Below are 16,024 nucleotides of genomic sequence, written 5' to 3'. Positions count from 1 at the left end.
CCTGCTCATCGGCCCAGCGCCGCGCGCACGGCGTCGGCGACCCCGGGCGGCACGAGGTCGTCGATCGGCCCGCCGTACCGGGCCACGTCCTTGACCAGCGACGACGCGACATGCGCGTAGCGCTGCTCACCGGGCACGAAGATCGTCTCGATACCGGTCGAGCTGCCTGTCAGGTGCCGGTTCATGAGGGCCATCGGCAGCTCGGCGTCGAAGTCCGCGCCGCCCCGCAGCCCCTTGACCACGGCCACGGCCCCGACCTCCTCGCAGAAGTCCACGAGCAGGCCGGGCACCACCTCGACCCGCACGTCGGCGGTCTCCGGGTCGGCCGAGAGCGCGGCCCGGGCGAGGTCCACCCGCTCCTCGGGGCCCAGCAGCGCGTTCTTGGAGGCGTTGCGGGCGACCCCGACCACCACGACGTCGAACATCCGGCGCGTGCGCCGCACGATGTCGAGGTGACCGAGCGTGATCGGGTCGAACGACCCGGGGCAGACGGCGATGCTCACCCGGTCACGCTAGTACAGGGCCGTCACGATCCCGGGGAGCCCGGCCGGGCCCGTCGCCGGCCCGACGTCGGCCGCCGGCGCGTGCCGTGGGGCACGGTCGGGGAGACGATGGGTGGATGACCGCCGAGCCCGACGTCACGCCCCTGACGTCCGACGCCCAGCTCGCCTCCCTGTGGCGCGACGTGCTGGCCCCGTCGTTCCCGCCCGAGGAGCTGATGCCCCTCGACGACCTGCTCGCGGGCTGTCGCTCCGGCGTCCAGACCGCGTACGGCGTCGAGCAGGGCGACCGTGTGACCGCCGGGATCGTCGCGTCCTGGTCGCCCGGCACGCGGGTGCTGCTGGTCGACTACCTCGCCATCGCGCCGGGCGGTCGAGGCGGCGGCGTCGGCGGCCGGCTCCTGGACCTGTCGGTCGCGGCGTGGCGCGCGGAGCTGCGGCCGGCGGTCGTGCTGGCCGAGGTCGAGCACCCTGCCCACCACGCGACGCACGCCCGGCACGGCGACCCGGCCGCCCGGCTGCGCTTCTACGCCCGGCACGGCGCGCGGGTGCTGACTCTCCCCTACTTCCAGCCGGGGATGGGCGGCCCGGGCTCGTCGCGCGTCCCGGCGATGCTGCTCGTGGCGCTCGCCGTGGGCGACGCGGAGGCCGATCGGCCCCCGTCGTCCGTGCTCGCGGAACCGCTCCGTCGCTTCCTCGTCGAGCACCTCGTCGCGTGCGAGGGCGCGGTGGCCGACGACGCGGCGACGCGGCGCCTGCTCCAGGCGACTGCCACCGACCAGGTCGCGCTGGTCGACCCCGCCGACCCGGAGGCGCTCGCCACGGTGCCCGTCGGCGCCCTCGAGGGTGCGGAGCGCTACGCCCCGCCGCGGTCGGCCGGCTGAGGAGCCACCTCGTCCTCGGGCTCCGGCTCGGCGTAGTGCACCGCCGTCTCTCCGTAGTCCTTGCGGGCGAACGCCGCCAGCCCGGCAGGCCAGGCGGGCTCCGGGCTGCGGGTCGACCGCTCCACCACGACGACGGCGCCGGCGGCCAGCACGCCCGGCGCGGCGAGGTGCGCGAGCACCGTCGCGAGCGCGTCCTCGGCCAGGTCGTACGGCGGGTCGAGGAAGACGACGTCGAAGCCGCGCGCCGAGCCCCCTCCTGTGCCGGCCGCCGGGGCCGCGCCCGCGACGAAGCGCTCCGCGGCGTCGGCCACGACCCGCACCTCGCCCTGCAGCCCCAGGGTCGCGACGTTGCGGCGGGCGACGTCCGCGGCGCGCCGGTTCGCGTCCACCAGCACCACCTGCGCGGCGCCGCGGCTGGCGGCCTCGAGGCCCAGCGCCCCGGAGCCGGTGTAGAGGTCGAGCACCCGGGCGCCGTCCAGCACGTCGAGGTGGTCCAGGCGGGAAAAGATCGCCTCGCGCACCCGGTCGCTCGTGGGTCGCGTGCCCTTCGGCGGCACCTGCAGCGAGCGCCCGCCGAACAGGCCGGCCACGATCCTCGTCATGCCGCCGAGCCTAGGTCACCCGGCGGTGCCGCCCGGGATCACGATCGAGGTCACGCCCGCTCGAGGAACTCCTCCTGCTCGTCGTCCAGCTGCGCCTCGATCGCGGCGCGCAGCTCGGGGTGGTCGCCGAGCTCCAGGTCCGCGTCGACCACCGCGGACGCCTCGCGGCGCGCGTCGGCGATGAGGTCGGCGTCCTGCACCACGCGCAGCAGCCGCAGCGAGCTGGACCGGCCGGACTGGGCCGCTCCGAGCACGTCGCCCTCGGAGCGCAGCTCGAGGTCGAGGGTGGCGAGCCGGAAGCCGTCGGTCGTCTCCGCGAGCGCCTCGACCCGGGTCGCCGCGGGGGTGCCCGGCTCCGCCGTCGACACCAGGAGGCACAGCCCCGCCGCGGCGCCGCGCCCGACCCGTCCGCGCAGCTGGTGCAGCTGGGACAGGCCGAAGCGGTCGGCGTCGAAGACCACCATCACCGTCGCCTCGGGGACGTCCACGCCCACCTCGATCACGGTCGTGGAGACGAGCACCTGCAGCTCGCCGGACGCGAACCGGGCCATCGCGGACTCCTTGTCCGCGGGCGCCATCTGCCCGTGCAGGACGCCCACGTCGAGGCCGGCGAGCGCCGGTGTCTCGCGCAGCATGTCCGCGACCTCGAGCACCGCCCGCAGCGGCGGGCGGTCGCCCCCCGCCCCGGGGCCGTCGCCGTCGACGAGCGCCAGCAGGTCCGGGACGTCGTCGAAGTCCTGGTCCGCCGCCCCGCCGCCGGCCGGGAGGTCGTCGTCGGGGTGGATGCGCGGGCACACGACGTAGGCCCGGTGCCCCTTGTCCACCTCCTCGCGCACCCGTGTCCAGGTGCGCTCCATCCAGCGGGGGTTGCCGGCCGGTACGACGTGCGACGTGATCCCGGCCCGCCCCGCGGGCACCTCGGTGAGGGACGACGTCTCGAGGTCGCCGAACACCGTCATCGCGACGGTGCGCGGGATGGGGGTGGCCGTCATGACGAGCACGTGCGGCGCCACCCGCCCCTTGGCGCGCAGCGCGTCCCGCTGCTCGACGCCGAACCGGTGCTGCTCGTCCACCACGACCAGGCCAAGGTCCGCGAACTGCACCTGCTCGCCCAGCAGGGCGTGCGTGCCCACGACGATCCCCGCCTCGCCGCCCGCCGCCTGCAGCAGCGCCTCCTTGCGGGCCGCGGCCCCGAGGGAGCCGGTGAGCAGGGCGACCCGGGTGCCGTGCGCGGCGCCTCCCAGCAGCCCGCCCTCGGCCAACGGCCCGAGCAGGGTGCGCAGCGTGCGGGCGTGCTGCGCCGCGAGCACCTCCGTGGGCGCGAGCAGCGCGGCCTGGCCGCCGTCGTCGACCACCTGCAGCATCGCGCGCAGCGCCACCACGGTCTTGCCGGAGCCGACCTCGCCCTGCAGCAGCCGCTGCATGGGGCGTGCCTGCGCGAGCTCGTGCGCCAGGTCCTCGCCCACCGACCGCTGCCCCTCGGTGAGCGTGAACGGCAGCCCAGCGTCGAAGTCGGCGAGCAGGCTCGCCTCGCCCTGCGGCCGCAGCGGGCGGGCGGTCGCCTCCTGCTCGGCGGCGTGCGCCCGGCGCTGCGCGAGCGCGACCTGCAGCACGAAGGCCTCCTCGAAGCGGAAGCGGTCCCGGGCCTGCTGCCACGAGCGCTGGTCGACGGGCTGGTGGATCGCCCGCAGCGCGTCGAGCCTGCCGGGCAGGCCGTGCCGGTCCCGGACGTCCGGCGGCACCGGGTCCTCGACGTCCGCCTCCGTGAGGGGGTCGAGCACCGTGCGCACGGCGCGCTGGATGCGCCAGCTCGGCACCGACGACGACGCCGGGTAGATAGGGATGGGCCGGCTCGCCTCGAACATGGCGGCCTCGGCGTCGTCGGCGTCGACGCCCACGAGGACGTAGTCGGGGTGGGTGAGCTGGCGGGTGCCCCGGTACTCGCTGACCACCCCGGTGAACAGGCCGACGCGCCCGGGCCGCAGCTTCTCCTCGTGCGGGCGCAGCGCGCCGCCACGCTTGGCGAAGAACGTCAGCGCCAGCTCCTGCCGCCCGTCCGTGACGACCGCCTGCAGCATGGCGCCCGCGCGCGAGCGCATCGTGCGCACCGTGGCGCGCGACACCCGTGCCATCACGGTGACGTGCTCGCCGAGAGCGAGCCGGTCCATGTCCGTGAGCGTGCCGGGGTCGCCGTACCGGCGCGGGTAGTGCCGCAGCAGGTCCCCGACCGTCGTCAGCCCCAGCTTGGCCAGCGGGCCCGCGCTGCGCGCCCCCAGCACCTTGGTGAGAGCCTCCCCCTCGCGCCCCGTCACGGTGCCGTCCCGGTCGTGCCCGCGACGTCCGTCCCGAGCGGCTCGACGCCGATCGCCACGTGGTGGCCGGGTCGCCCGGTCCGCATGACGACCACGTCCGCGCCGTCCGAGACGGCGGCGGCCCGCGAGGCGAGCATCTCGAGGGTGGCGTCGGGCACGTCGTCGTCCGGCAGCAGGGTGACGATCGCGATCGGGGACCCCGCGACCAGCCGCTTGACGATCGCCCCGACCGTGACCGCCGGGCCCGCGCCGACCCGCAGGCCGGCGACCACCGCGCCGACGGCCGCGGGGACCTCCTCGTCCTGCGCCTCGGCATCCAGCGTCGCGGCCAGCGCGGAGGCCCCGGCGACCAGGTGCACGTCCCCCGGCGCGACGACGCGGACGATCTCCGGCGCCTCGTCCGGGCCCTCGGCGGGCGCGGCGGAGGCGACGTCGCCGGCCCCGGCCAGCAGCGGCTCGGGCGCGAGGACGAGCACGCGCGGCGCGCCGGCACCGAGCGCCGCGGCCGCGAGATCGTCCGCCGTGGGGTGGACGTCCAGGTCCAGGACCACGACGGCACCCGCGCGCGCGAGCTCGGCGGCAAGCGTCGGGGCCGCCGTGGTGACGACGAGGGCCCATCGGTCGGGCGGGACGGCGAGATGGCGCACCGACACCCGCGACACCGCGCCGCGCGAGGCCCACCGCCGCGCCACGGCGAGCGCGGCGTCGAGGTCCGAGGTGTGCACGTGCGCCTGCCACAGCGACCGGTCGGCGCCGTCCGGGTCGGGCCCGGTGGCGCCCTCGTCCCCGCCGCCCACCACGACGACGGAGCTGCCGACGTCGTCCAGGTCGGCGCGCAGCGCGTCCGCCACCGCGCCCGGGCGGAACCCGACCGCCGTGGCCGACCGTTCCAGGACGAACATCAGCTCGACGTCGTCCGCCGCGTCGCCACCCGGCGCGTCGTAGACCTCGTGCGGGCGCGCGCCGTCGGCACCCGGCGTAGGGGACGCCGGCTCCCCGTGGCCGTGCAGGTCGATGTCCAGCAGCACGGGGGCGATGCTGCCGTCCGCCTCCGACACGCCCTGTGCAGCGGCCCGCTGCGCCGCGGCCAGGGAGTCGAGCACGAGCACCAGCCCGCACGCGCCGGCGTCGAGCACGCCCGCGGTGCGCAGCGGCGCCAGGGCACCCATGCTGCGCAGCGCGGCCTCCCGCGCGCCGCGGCGGGCCGCGTCGATCGTGGTCAGCCGGGCGGGCGCGCCGGGCGGCCCGACCATCCCGCCCGCCTCGACGTGCCGGGCGGCGGCCGCCGCGGACTCGGCCGCCGTGAGGATGGTGCCGGGCGCCGGGCGCGCGACGGCCTGACGCGCCGTCCGCGCCGCGACGTCGAGCGCGATGGCGAGGCTGTCGCCGCGCGTCGCGGCGATCGTGAGGCCGCGCAGCCACTCGCTGAGGATGACCCCGGAGTTCCCGCGGGCGCCGAGCAGCGCGGCCCGCGCCGCCAGCCGCAGCAGCCGCGCACCGCTCGCGCCCGGCGGAGCGGCGTGGACGGCAGCCTCGGCGTCGCGGACGGTGAGGTACATGTTGGTGCCGGTGTCGCCGTCGGCCACGGGAAAGACGTTCACGCGGTCGATCTCGGCGCGGGCCGTGGCGAGCGCCCGGGCGGCGGTGCGCACCCAGGCGCGGACGACGGCGGCGTCGAGGAGCTCGGGCTGATGCACGCCCCCACGGTAGCGGTGAGGGACCCCACGTTGAGGGGCACCCCAGGGATCGGCTATCCTCGTGTGGTTGCCCGGTTGGTTCCGGGCTCCCCCAACCACCAAGCTTCACGCCCTGCTGCCCTGGCGCGGGTCGTGTCACGACGATTCAGGAGAGACCGTGGCTGCCAACTGCGACGTCTGCGGCAAGGGCCCGGGCTTCGGGCACAGCATCTCGCACTCCCACATCCGCACGAAGCGCCGCTGGAACCCCAACATCCAGCGCGTCCGTGCCGTGGTCGCGGGCACCCCCAAGCGTGTCAACGTCTGCACCTCCTGCCTCAAGGCGGGCAAGGTCACGCGCCAGGCCTGAGCCTGCGCGCCGGGCTCGCCCGGCGCATCGACGCCTTTCGCAGGACGCCCGTCGGGATCTTCCCGGCGGGCGTCTTGTCGTCCCCGCGAGCGACGCGTGCCGCGTGCACCGATCGCCTGCGGCCACCGGCAAAGAATTCGTGAAGGATTCACCAAACCGCCTTGGCCGACCCGGTGCCGCCGTGGCACTCTGAGCAGATGATCGTGCAGACCGACAGCGACGTGGAGATCCGGCCCGCCGCGGTGACCGACGCCGGCCGGATCGCTCAGGTGCACCTCACCTCGTGGAAGGGCGCCTACGCCAGCGTGCTGCCGGCCGAGTACCTCGACTCCCTCGACGCGACCGAGCGCGCCGCGCAGTGGCAGCAGATCCTCGACGAGGGCACCCGCACCACGCTCGTCGCCGAGGGCGACGGCCGCCTCCTGGGCTTCGCGAGCTACGGCCCGTCGCGCGACGAGGACGCCGAGGACGGCGACCTCGAGCTCTACGCGATCTACCTCGACCCCGAGTCCTGGGGCCGCGGCGTGGCCCGCGACCTCATGCGCACCGTCCTGGCCGACGTCCCCGACGGGGTGCCGATGTCGTTGTGGGTGCTCTCCGAGAACGAGCGCGCCCGGCACTTCTACCGCCGGCACGGCTTCCAGGCCGACGGCGTCGAGCGCATGGACGACATCGGCGACACGCCCGTCACCGAGGTGCGCTACCGCCGCGGCTGACCGCTCCGCGCTCGAACTCCGGCCGGCGAGGCTCTCGAGACCCGCCCCGGGTGTCGACGGGCTCAACCAGCGAAGTGGTCCCACCCGCCGCGCACGGCGGGTTCCTGGCCGTCGACGGTGACGCCGGCGGGACCGGGCAGCACGCGCCCCACCCGCCTGAATCCCTCCGGCAGCACGACGTCGGACGGGAACGCGGCGAGCAGGCCGTGGTCCTCTCCCCCGGTGAGCGCCCACGCCAGCGCGGCCTCGCGCCCCACGCCCAGCGCCCGCGCCGCGGGCAGCAACCGGTCGACGTCGCCCGCGAGCGCGTCCCGCTCGATGTCCACGCCGACGCCGCTCGCCCGGGCGAGCCGGCCGGCGTCGCGCAGCAGCCCGTCCGAGACGTCGAGCATCGCGGTGGTCCCGCTTCGCGCCGCCTCCGGGCCGGCAGCCAGCGGGGCCTCGGGCCGGAGGTAGCCGGCGACGCAAGCACCCACCCCGCCGCTGACATCGTCGGCACCGGGATCGGCGCTGGTGGCGTCCTCGGGCCCGACGAGGCCCGCGTCGAGCAGCGCCAGGCCCGCCGCCGACAGCCCGCGGTGTCCCGCGTACGCGAGCACGTCGCCCGGTCGTGCGCCGGACCGTGTCACGGGCTCGCGTCCCTCCAGGTCGCCGTGCGCGGTGACCGCCACGACGACGGCGTCCCCGCCCGACAGGTCGCCGCCCACGACGCCCGCGCCGACCGGGCCGCAGACGTCGGCCAGCCCGCGGGCCAGGCCGGTCACCCAGTCGACCGGCAGGTCCCCCGGCACCACGAGCGACACGACCAGGGAGGTCGGGCGTGCGCCCATGGCCGCGACGTCCGCGAGGTTCGCCGTCGCCGCCCGCGCGCCGACGTCGTCGCCGGCCGACCAGCGGCGGCGGAAGTGGCGGTCCTCGACCAGCACGTCGGTCGTGACGACGAACCGTCCGTCGGGCGCCGCGACCACGGCCGCGTCGTCGCCGGGCCCCAGCAGGGTCGCCGGCCCCATGGGCAACAGCGGGAAGATCCGGGCGAGCAGCTCCTCCTCGGTCAGGTGCCGTACGAGGGGGCGGGTGGCGTCGGTCACGGGGACGACTGTAGGCGGTCGTCACGCGCCGCCCGCCCGGTAGCGTGGTCGCCGTGCCCCGTCGTGCCCTGATGTCGTCCCGTGCCGCCCGCGCCCTGGCGCTGGGCGCCCTCGTCGTCCCGCTGGCGGCGTGCGCCACCACCATCGGCGCCACCGCGGCGGACGATGCCGCGAACCCGGCCTGCGCGCCCGTCATGCTCGCGCTGCCGGACGTGCTCGCGGGCGACCTCGACAAGGCGAAGACCAACGCCCAGGCCACCGCCGCCTGGGGCGAGCCGGGGGCCGCCGTGACGATGCGCTGCGGCGTCGCCCCGCCCGGGCCGTCGCCCGACTGCCAGCGCGTCGAGTCGGCCGCGGGCGCCGTCGACTGGATCGTCGAGGCCGGCGACGACGGCACGTGGCGGTTCACCACCTACGGCCGCGAGCCCGCCATGGAGGTCGTGGTGCCGCCGTCGGTCACGGAGAACCACTCGACGTCGTTCGTCGGCGATCTCGCCCAGGCTGTGGGCAACGTGCCCGCGACGGCGGAGTGCAGCTGACCCGACCGCGTGGCACGGTGACGGGATGGAACCCCGCGTCAGCCTCGTCACCCTCGTCGTCGCCGACCTCGACGCCACCCGGCGCTTCTACGTGGACGGCCTGGGCTGGGAACCGCTCATGGAGGCGCCCGGCGAGGTGCTGATGTTCCAGGTGGGGCAGCACGTCGTGCTGTCGCTGTGGGACGAGGGGCACGCGACGGCGGAGATCGGCCCCGTGACGCGCGGCGGGACCGCGCCGGTGACCCTCGCGCACAACCTCGGCGCCCCCGACGACGTGGACGCCGTGCTCGAGGACGCGCGGCGCGCCGGCGCCCCGACCGTCCGCGACGGCGTGCGGCGGGAGTGGGGCGGCTACTCCGGGTACTTCACCGACCCGGACGGGTTCCTCTGGGAGGTGGCACACGCGCCGGGCCCGCTCGGGGAGCTCGTGGTGCCCTGAGAAGGCCCCGGGCGGCGCTCAGCGCAGGCCGGTCCGCCGCTCCAGGGCGAGCTGGATGAGCTCGTCCACGAGCTCGGGGTAGGTCACGCCCGAGGCCTCCCACATCCGGGGGTACATCGAGAAGGGCGTGAACCCGGGCATCGTGTTGATCTCGTTGACGATCACGCGCTCGTCGTCGGTGACGAAGACGTCCACGCGCGAGAGCCCCTCGGCCTCGACGGCCTCGAACGTGCGCACCGCGACCTCGCGGATCTCGTCGATCACGTGCTGCGGCAGCTCGGCCGGGCAGCGCAGGTCGACGTGCGCCTCGTCGAGGTACTTCGCCTCGAAGTCGTAGAACGCGTGGCTGTCGTGGTCGACGACGATCTCGCCGGGAAGGGACGCCCGGGTCGGGGCGCCGTCGCGCCCGCCGAGCACGGCGCACTCGATCTCGCGGCCGTCGATCCCGGCCTCGACGACCACCTTGGGGTCGTGCTCGCGCGCGGCGTCGACGGCGGCCGGCAGGTCCGCCAGGTCGTCCACGCGCGAGATGCCGAGCGACGACCCGGCCCGCGCCGGCTTGACGAACAGCGGGAGCCCGAGCGGCTCCACCGCGGCGACGCACGCCGCGCGGTCCCGCTCCCAGTCCCGGGGCCGGATGACGGCGTACGGGCCGACGGCGAGACCCTGGCCCGCCAGCACCAGCTTCATGAAGTGCTTGTCCATGCCGACGGCCGAGGCGAGCACCCCGGCGCCGACGTAGTGCACGTCGGCGAGCTCGAGCAGGCCCTGCACCGTGCCGTCCTCGCCGAACGGGCCGTGCAGCAGCGGGAAGACGACGTCCACCTCGCCGAGCAGCGCGGGCACCTGGCCCGGCTCGAGCACGCGCAGGGTCCGCTCGCCCTGGGTGAGGGACAGCACGACCTCCGCGCCCGACTCGGCCGTGACCTCCGGCAGGCGGCCGTCGGCGATCTGCCAGCGCTCGGGGTCGTCCGCGGCGATCACCCAGCGGCCCTCGCGCGTGATGCCCACGGGCACGACGTCGTAGCGGTCGCGGTCGATCGCGCGCAGCACGCCCGCGGCGGTCGAGGCGGAGATGGCGTGCTCGCCCGAGCGACCGCCGAACAGCACGGCGACACGGGTCTTGCGCGGGGCGCCTGCGCCCGGGGTCGGGACGACGGGGACGGAGGCGGTGGTGGCGTCGGACATCGCCGCCCAACCTACCGGAACCGACCCCGCCGTCCGCGCGGCTCAGCGGGCACGGAGCTCCTTGCGTAGGATCTTCCCGGCCGCGGACTTCGGCACCGCGTCGACGAACTCCACCACCCGCACCTTCTTGTACGGCGCCACCTGGTCCGCGACGAACGCCTGCACGTCGTCGGCCGTCAGTCGGCCGCCCTCCGTCCGCACGACGAACGCCTTCGGCACCTCCCCCGACTCCGGGTCGGGCACGCCGATCACCGCGGCGTCCGCGATCTGCGGGTGGGTCAGCAGCAGCGCCTCGAGCTCTGCCGGTGCCACCTGGTAGCCCTTGTGCTTGATGAGCTCCTTGAGCCGGTCGACGACGGTGAACGCCCCGTCGGCGTCCACGGTCACGATGTCGCCCGTGTGCAGGAAGCCGTCGGGCTCGAGCGTGTCCCGGGTGGCCTGCTCGTCCGCGAGGTACCCCACCATGACGTTCGGGCCCGCGCACAGCAGCTCCCCCGGCGCGCTGACGCCCTCGTCGGGCTGCGCGATCGCCTCCCCGGTCGCCGGGTCGACCAGCCGGGCGATCATGTTGGGCACCAGCAGGCCGACCGTGCCCGACGAGATGTCGGTCCGGTCGACCGGCACGACGTGCGAGACCGGCGACATCTCGGACATGCCGTAGCCCTGCAGCACGCGCGCGTCGGGCAGGCGCCGGCCCACCGCCTCGGCGAGGTGCTCGTCGAACGGCGCCGCCCCGGACATGAGCAGCCGCACGCTGGACAGGTCGCGCCCCGCCGCCGCGGGGTGCTTGGCGAGCGCCAGCGCGATCGGCGGCGCGACGAGCAGCACGGTGGCCCGGTGCTGCTCGACGACGCGCAGGTACTCGGCGAGGTCGAAGCGCGGCAGGGTCACCAGCGAGCAGCGCTGGTAGATCGCACCGTTCATGAGCACCGTCATGCCGTAGATGTGGAAGAACGGCAGCACGGCGGGGATCACGTCGTCCGGCGTCAGCGGCAGGTACGCCTGGGTCTGCAGCACGTTCGCGACGAGGTTGCGGTGGGTGAGCATCACGCCCTTCGGCAGCCCCGTCGTGCCGGACGAGTACGGCAGGACGGCGAGGTGGGTGCGCGGGTCGAAGGCGACGTCGGGGGCGGGGTGCCCGCCGGCGAGCAGCTCGGTGAGCGACGGGTGCCCGTCCGCGCCGTCGAGCACGACGACGTCGCCCGGCGCCATCCCGACGGCGTCGGCGCCGTCCTCGGCCGCGGTCAGCAGCGCCGAGACCGTCACGAGCGCCCTCGCCCCCGACGACTCGAGCTGCTTGGCGACCTCCCGGCCCGACGCGAGCGCGTTGATCGTGGTCACGGTGACGCCGGCGCGCAGGAGGCCGTGGAAGACGGCCACGAACGCAGGCACGTTCGGGCTGTGCAGGGCCACCACGTCCCCGACACCGAGCCCGCGCGCAGCGAAGGCGCCGGCCACCGCGTCCACGCGGGCGCGCAGCTCGCCGTACGTGGTCGCCGCGCCGCTCGGGCCGTCGACCAGGGCCACGCGGTCGAGGTCGGCGTCGTCGAGCGAGGCGAAGAGGAACTCGTCGAGGCTGACGTCGGGGATCTCGACGTCGGGGTGCGGGCTGCGGATGACGCTGCGGTCGGTGCGGCCGTCGGCGGTGCCGGCGCTGGGGTCGGGCATGGCGGTCCCTTCGTGCGGCACGGTCCTCGTCGACCGTGTGCACCGGAGCGTAGCGCCGGGGAACCCCTCGCGCGGCGGCGACGTTGGGGCGAACGTGGACCACACTCTGACGACGCTCAGCGTCCCGGCGCCCGCGGCCGAGGACGCCGCCGCGCCCGCCGACGACCCCAGTCATAGTTCGGGCTCACCGCAGCCCCGACCTGAGGCGGTGCACCCCCGGTGACCGCCGCGCTCTCCCTCCTCCTCGGCATCCTGGTGATCCTCGTGATCACTGCCGCGACGGCCTACTTCGTCGCCCAGGAGTTCGCCTACATGACCGTGGACCGCTCCCGGCTCGCCGCCCGCGCGGAGGCCGGTGACGCGACCGCGCAGCGCGCCCTCGCCGTCACGCGCCGCACGTCCTTCGTGCTCTCGGGCGCCCAGCTCGGCATCACCGTGACCGGCCTGCTGGTCGGGTACGTGGCCGAGCCGCTGGTGGGCGACGCGCTCGGCACCCTGCTCGGCGGCGTGGGCGTCCCGACCGGCGTCGGCGTGGCCGTCGGCACGGTCGCGGCGCTCGTGCTCTCGACGCTGGTGCAGATGCTCTTCGGCGAGCTGTTCCCGAAGAACCTCGCCATCTCGCGCCCCGAGCCCACGGCCCTGCGCCTGGCCGCCTCGACGACGGCGTACCTGACCGTGTTCGGCTGGCTCATCGCCGTGTTCGACAAGGCGTCGAACGCCCTGCTGCGGCTGCTGCGCATCGAGCCCGTGCACGACGTCGAGCACTCCGCCACGGCCCGCGACCTGGAGCACATCGTCGCGGAGTCTCGCGAGAGCGGCGACCTGCCCGGCGACCTGTCGGTGCTGCTGGACCGGATCCTCGACTTCCCGCAGCACGACGTCGAGCACGCGATGATCCCGCGCTCGCGCGTCGGGACGGTCGACCCCGCCCTCACGGTGGGCGAGCTGCGTACCCTCATGGCCGGCGGCCACTCCCGGTACCCCGTGGTGGACGACGAGGACCGGGCGCTGGGCGTCGTGCAGCTCACCGATCTGCTGCGGACCGGGCTCGACGAGGCCGCGCCCGTCACCGACCTCATGCGGCCGGTCGCGGTGCTGCCCACCCTCATGACGCTGCCGGACGCGCTGAGCGAGCTGAACCGTGCGAGCAACCAGCTCGCGGTCGTCGTCGACGAGTACGGCGGCTTCGCGGGCGTGCTCACGCTCGAGGACCTCGCCGAGGAGCTCGTCGGCGAGATCACGGACGAGCACGACCCCGAGCTGCCCGTCACGGTCGCCGCCGAGGACGACGGGGCCTGGGTCATGGGCGGCGACGTCCACCTGGACGAGGCCGAGCGCGCCATCGGGCACGACCTGCCCCGCGGCGACCACGAGACGGTCGCCGGGCTGCTCATCGCCCAGACGGGTGCGCTGCCCAGCGCGGGCGACAGGGTGACGGTCGAGCTGCCGCCGGACCCGGCGGACCTGGTGCACGACGAGCCCCGCCCCCGGCGGCTCGAGGTGGACGTGATCTCGGTCGAGCGGCACGTGCCCCACCTGGTGCGCGTGCGCCTGGTCGAGGGAGCGGTGGAGCCCGTCCAGGGCGAGGCCACCACCGAGACCGCCGTGACGTCGAACGAGGAGGACCGATGAGCAACCCCTGGGTCGTGGTCGCCGCGACCGTCGTCATCATCGCGCTGAGCGCCTTCTTCGTCGCCGTGGAGTTCGCGCTGCTCGGCGCGCGCCGCCACCGGCTGGAGGACGCCGCGCCGCGCAGCCGCTCGGCGCGGGCCGCGCTGCGCAGCTCGTCCGAGCTGACGCTGCTGCTCGCCGGCTCCCAGCTCGGCATCACCGCCTGCACCCTGGCGCTCGGCGCCGTGACCAAGCCCGCGGTGCACCACTGGCTCACGCCGCTGTTCGCGGACTGGGGGGCGCCGTACTGGGTCGCCGACGTCGCGGGCTTCGTGCTCGCGCTGATCCTCGTGACGTTCCTGCACCTCGTGGTGGGCGAGATGGCGCCCAAGTCGTGGGCCATCGCGCACCCCGAGGCGTCCGCCACGCTGCTCGCCCTGCCGATGCGGGCGTTCATGTGGCTCACGCGGCCGGTGCTGCGCTGGCTCAACTCGCTCGCGAACCGGTGCCTGCGCGCCGTCGGCGTGGAGCCGGTGGACCACATCGAGGCCGGGCACGACCCGGCCACGCTGCGGCACCTCGTGGAGCACTCCGCGAACGTCGGCGCCCTCGACGCCGCGTACTCCTCGCAGATCGCGGGAGCGCTGGAGCTCGAGACCCTCACGGTCGACGCGCTGGTCCCGGCCGGGGCGCTCCCCACGGCCGTCCCCACGGGAGCGACGGCGGCCGACGTGCGGGCGGCGTCGGTGACGTCGGGCCACCTGCGCATCCTGCTGCGTGACGGCGCCGCGTCCGGCCGCGAGGGCGAGGTGCACGGCGGGGTGGTCGACGACGTGAGCGGTGTCGTGCACGTGCGCGACACCCTGCTGCTCGACGACGACGCCCCGGTGGCGCCAGTCGCGCGCGAGCCGTTCGTGCTCGACGCGTCGACCACCGTGCACGCGGCGATCTCCCTGCTGCGGGAGGCGGGCGAGCAGCTGGCCCTGGTGCGTCGCGACGGGCGCACGCTGGGCGTCGTCACCCTGGCGGACGTGCTGCACCGCCTGCTGCCGCAGGCGGAGGAGGCGACGGTGGCCACCGGCGGCTGAGCACGGGCGGCCGGGCGGCGGCGCGGCGTACGGTGAGGACATGCCTGTGACCTCGCCGGACGCCGCGCCGTCGTCCTTCCCCTCCCCTCTCGACGAGCCCCGCCAGATCCTCACCGACGAGCTGCTGGAGACGATCCGCGGCCGCGCGGCGACGTACGACCGGGAGAACGCGTTCTTCACCGACGACCTGGCCGACCTCAAGGCGGCGGGGTACCTGCAGGCGATGGTCCCGCAGCACCTGGGCGGCGCCGGCCTGACGCTGCGCGAGACGGCGCGCGAGCAGGCCCGGCTCGCGGGCGCGGCGCCGGCCACGGCGCTGGCCGTCAACATGCATCACGTGTGGGTGGGTGTCGCCCGGTACCTGCACGAGCGCGGGGACTCCTCGCTCGACTGGCTGCTCGAGGAGACGGCACACGGCGCGGTCTTCGGCTTCGGCTACTCCGAGGCGGGCAACGACCTGGTGCTGCTCGGCTCGCGCACCGAGGCCCGACCCGACGGCGAGGGCGGGTACTCCTTCCACGGCACGAAGATCTTCACGTCCAACTCCCCCGGCTGGACACGGCTCGGCGTCATGGGGCTGGACGACACGACCGACCCCGACGACCCGCGCATCGTGCACGCCTTCGTCACCCGCGACGGCGGCGGGTTCGAGATCAAGGACGACTGGGACACCCTCGGCATGCGAGCCTCGCAGTCCTGCACCACGGTGCTCGACGGCGCGCACGCGCCGGCGGACCGCGTGCTGCGTCGTCTCGCGCCCGGCCCGAGCCTCGACCCCTACGTGCTGGGCATCTTCACGAGCTTCGAGATCCTGCTCGCGAGCGTGTACCTGGGCATCGCCGACCGGGCGCTGACCCTCGCCGTCGAGACCGTGAACAAGCGCCGCTCGATGAAGACCGGCAAGGCGTACTCCCAGGACCCGGACATCCGCTGGCGCATCGGCACCGCCGCCCTCGCGCTGGACGGGCTGTGGCCGCAGCTCGACCTGGTGGCCGGCGAGGTCGACGCCCAGGTGAACAGAGGCGCCGGCTTCTTCCGCTCGACGGCGGGGCTCAAGGTGCGCGTCACGGAGACGGCGCGGCAGGTCGTGGACGAGGCGATCCGCTGCTCCGGCGGTTCCACGTACTTCAACCGGTCCGAGCTCGGCCGCCTCTACCGTGACGTGCTCGCCGGGATCTTCCACCCGAGCGACGACGAGTCCGCACACTCGACCGTGGCGCAGGCGGTGCTCGGCCCGCTGGAGGACTGAGGCGCGCCCGACGCGTCGCCCGGCGTCGGTGTCTGGTGGCCGGCGGTGTCTGGTGGCCGGCGGTGTCTGGTGGCCGGCGGTGTCTGGTGGCCGG

The 16,024-nt window shown here is 75.5% G+C and carries 15 protein-coding genes; 8 read left to right on the top strand and 7 right to left on the bottom strand.

The window, feature by feature from the left end:
• Positions 1-5: 5 nt before the first annotated feature.
• On the bottom strand, positions 6-503 hold the full coding sequence (gene coaD / locus B5Y66_RS11925; RefSeq protein ID WP_079574719.1) for a pantetheine-phosphate adenylyltransferase: 498 nt from the start codon (positions 501-503) through the stop codon (positions 6-8).
• A 116-nt stretch (positions 504-619) separates the two neighbouring features.
• Between coaD and B5Y66_RS11920 the strand changes: the two genes are divergently transcribed.
• Positions 620-1,384 (top strand): hypothetical protein, encoded by a 765-nt coding sequence (locus tag B5Y66_RS11920; RefSeq protein WP_079574718.1) that lies wholly within the window; start codon positions 620-622, stop codon positions 1,382-1,384.
• Here the strand turns inward: B5Y66_RS11920 and rsmD are convergent.
• From rsmD to B5Y66_RS11905, 3 genes are read right to left on the bottom strand one after another with little or no spacing between them, the layout of a single operon-like run.
• Complete coding sequence (gene rsmD / locus B5Y66_RS11915) at positions 1,357-1,986, bottom strand: 16S rRNA (guanine(966)-N(2))-methyltransferase RsmD (protein WP_079574717.1); 630 nt, start codon at positions 1,984-1,986, stop codon at positions 1,357-1,359. The genes B5Y66_RS11920 and rsmD overlap by 28 nt on opposite strands.
• Positions 1,987-2,036: 50 nt before the next feature.
• On the bottom strand, positions 2,037-4,298 hold the full coding sequence (locus tag B5Y66_RS11910; RefSeq protein ID WP_079574716.1) for an ATP-dependent DNA helicase RecG: 2,262 nt from the start codon (positions 4,296-4,298) through the stop codon (positions 2,037-2,039).
• Positions 4,295-5,995, bottom strand: a complete 1,701-nt coding sequence (locus B5Y66_RS11905) for a DAK2 domain-containing protein (protein ID WP_079574715.1) — start codon at positions 5,993-5,995, stop codon at positions 4,295-4,297. Before B5Y66_RS11905 ends, B5Y66_RS11910 begins: the two co-directional genes overlap by 4 nt.
• Positions 5,996-6,152: 157 nt before the next feature.
• Here B5Y66_RS11905 and rpmB point away from each other — a divergent pair, with 157 nt between their 5' ends.
• Positions 6,153-6,344, top strand: a complete 192-nt coding sequence (gene rpmB, locus B5Y66_RS11900) for a 50S ribosomal protein L28 (protein WP_069984843.1) — start codon at positions 6,153-6,155, stop codon at positions 6,342-6,344.
• A 197-nt stretch (positions 6,345-6,541) separates the two neighbouring features.
• Positions 6,542-7,060, top strand: a complete 519-nt coding sequence (locus tag B5Y66_RS11895; RefSeq protein ID WP_079575008.1) for a GNAT family N-acetyltransferase — start codon at positions 6,542-6,544, stop codon at positions 7,058-7,060.
• A gap of 62 nt (positions 7,061-7,122) precedes the next feature.
• On the opposite strand, the gene B5Y66_RS11890 is transcribed toward B5Y66_RS11895, so the two are convergent.
• The gene (locus B5Y66_RS11890; RefSeq protein WP_079574714.1) at positions 7,123-8,148 is read right to left on the bottom strand and encodes a thiamine-phosphate kinase; all 1,026 of its coding nucleotides are present in this window, start codon (positions 8,146-8,148) and stop codon (positions 7,123-7,125) included.
• A 53-nt stretch (positions 8,149-8,201) separates the two neighbouring features.
• On the opposite strand from B5Y66_RS11890, the gene B5Y66_RS11885 reads away from it, so the two are divergent.
• Positions 8,202-8,687, top strand: coding sequence for a DUF3515 family protein (locus tag B5Y66_RS11885; RefSeq protein WP_322788698.1), 486 nt, complete (start codon positions 8,202-8,204; stop codon positions 8,685-8,687).
• Between the two features lie 25 nt (positions 8,688-8,712).
• Positions 8,713-9,126, top strand: a complete 414-nt coding sequence (locus B5Y66_RS11880) for a VOC family protein (protein WP_079574713.1) — start codon at positions 8,713-8,715, stop codon at positions 9,124-9,126.
• Between the two features lie 18 nt (positions 9,127-9,144).
• Here the strand turns inward: B5Y66_RS11880 and B5Y66_RS11875 are convergent, their stop codons facing one another.
• Positions 9,145-10,314: a D-alanine--D-alanine ligase family protein gene (locus tag B5Y66_RS11875; RefSeq protein WP_079574712.1), complete on the bottom strand. Its 1,170-nt coding sequence runs from the start codon at positions 10,312-10,314 to the stop codon at positions 9,145-9,147.
• A 42-nt stretch (positions 10,315-10,356) separates the two neighbouring features.
• Positions 10,357-11,982 (bottom strand): AMP-binding protein, encoded by a 1,626-nt coding sequence (locus B5Y66_RS11870; protein WP_079574711.1) that lies wholly within the window; start codon positions 11,980-11,982, stop codon positions 10,357-10,359.
• 219 nt (positions 11,983-12,201) lie between these two features.
• On the opposite strand from B5Y66_RS11870, the gene B5Y66_RS11860 reads away from it, so the two are divergent.
• The 3 genes from B5Y66_RS11860 to B5Y66_RS11850 are packed head-to-tail and all read left to right on the top strand — an operon-like array spanning position 12,202 to position 15,930.
• On the top strand, positions 12,202-13,614 hold the full coding sequence (locus tag B5Y66_RS11860) for a hemolysin family protein (protein WP_079574709.1): 1,413 nt from the start codon (positions 12,202-12,204) through the stop codon (positions 13,612-13,614).
• On the top strand, positions 13,611-14,681 hold the full coding sequence (locus B5Y66_RS11855; protein WP_079574708.1) for a CNNM domain-containing protein: 1,071 nt from the start codon (positions 13,611-13,613) through the stop codon (positions 14,679-14,681). Before B5Y66_RS11860 ends, B5Y66_RS11855 begins: the two co-directional genes overlap by 4 nt.
• Before the next feature lie 40 nt (positions 14,682-14,721).
• Positions 14,722-15,930: an acyl-CoA dehydrogenase family protein gene (locus B5Y66_RS11850; protein ID WP_245807073.1), complete on the top strand. Its 1,209-nt coding sequence runs from the start codon at positions 14,722-14,724 to the stop codon at positions 15,928-15,930.
• Positions 15,931-16,024 lie beyond the last annotated feature (94 nt).

The organism is Krasilnikoviella flava, from assembly GCF_900167525.1.
In the GTDB taxonomy this organism is placed as follows: domain Bacteria; phylum Actinomycetota; class Actinomycetes; order Actinomycetales; family Cellulomonadaceae; genus Isoptericola; species Isoptericola flavus.
This window is presented reverse-complemented; position numbering and strand designations above follow the sequence as displayed.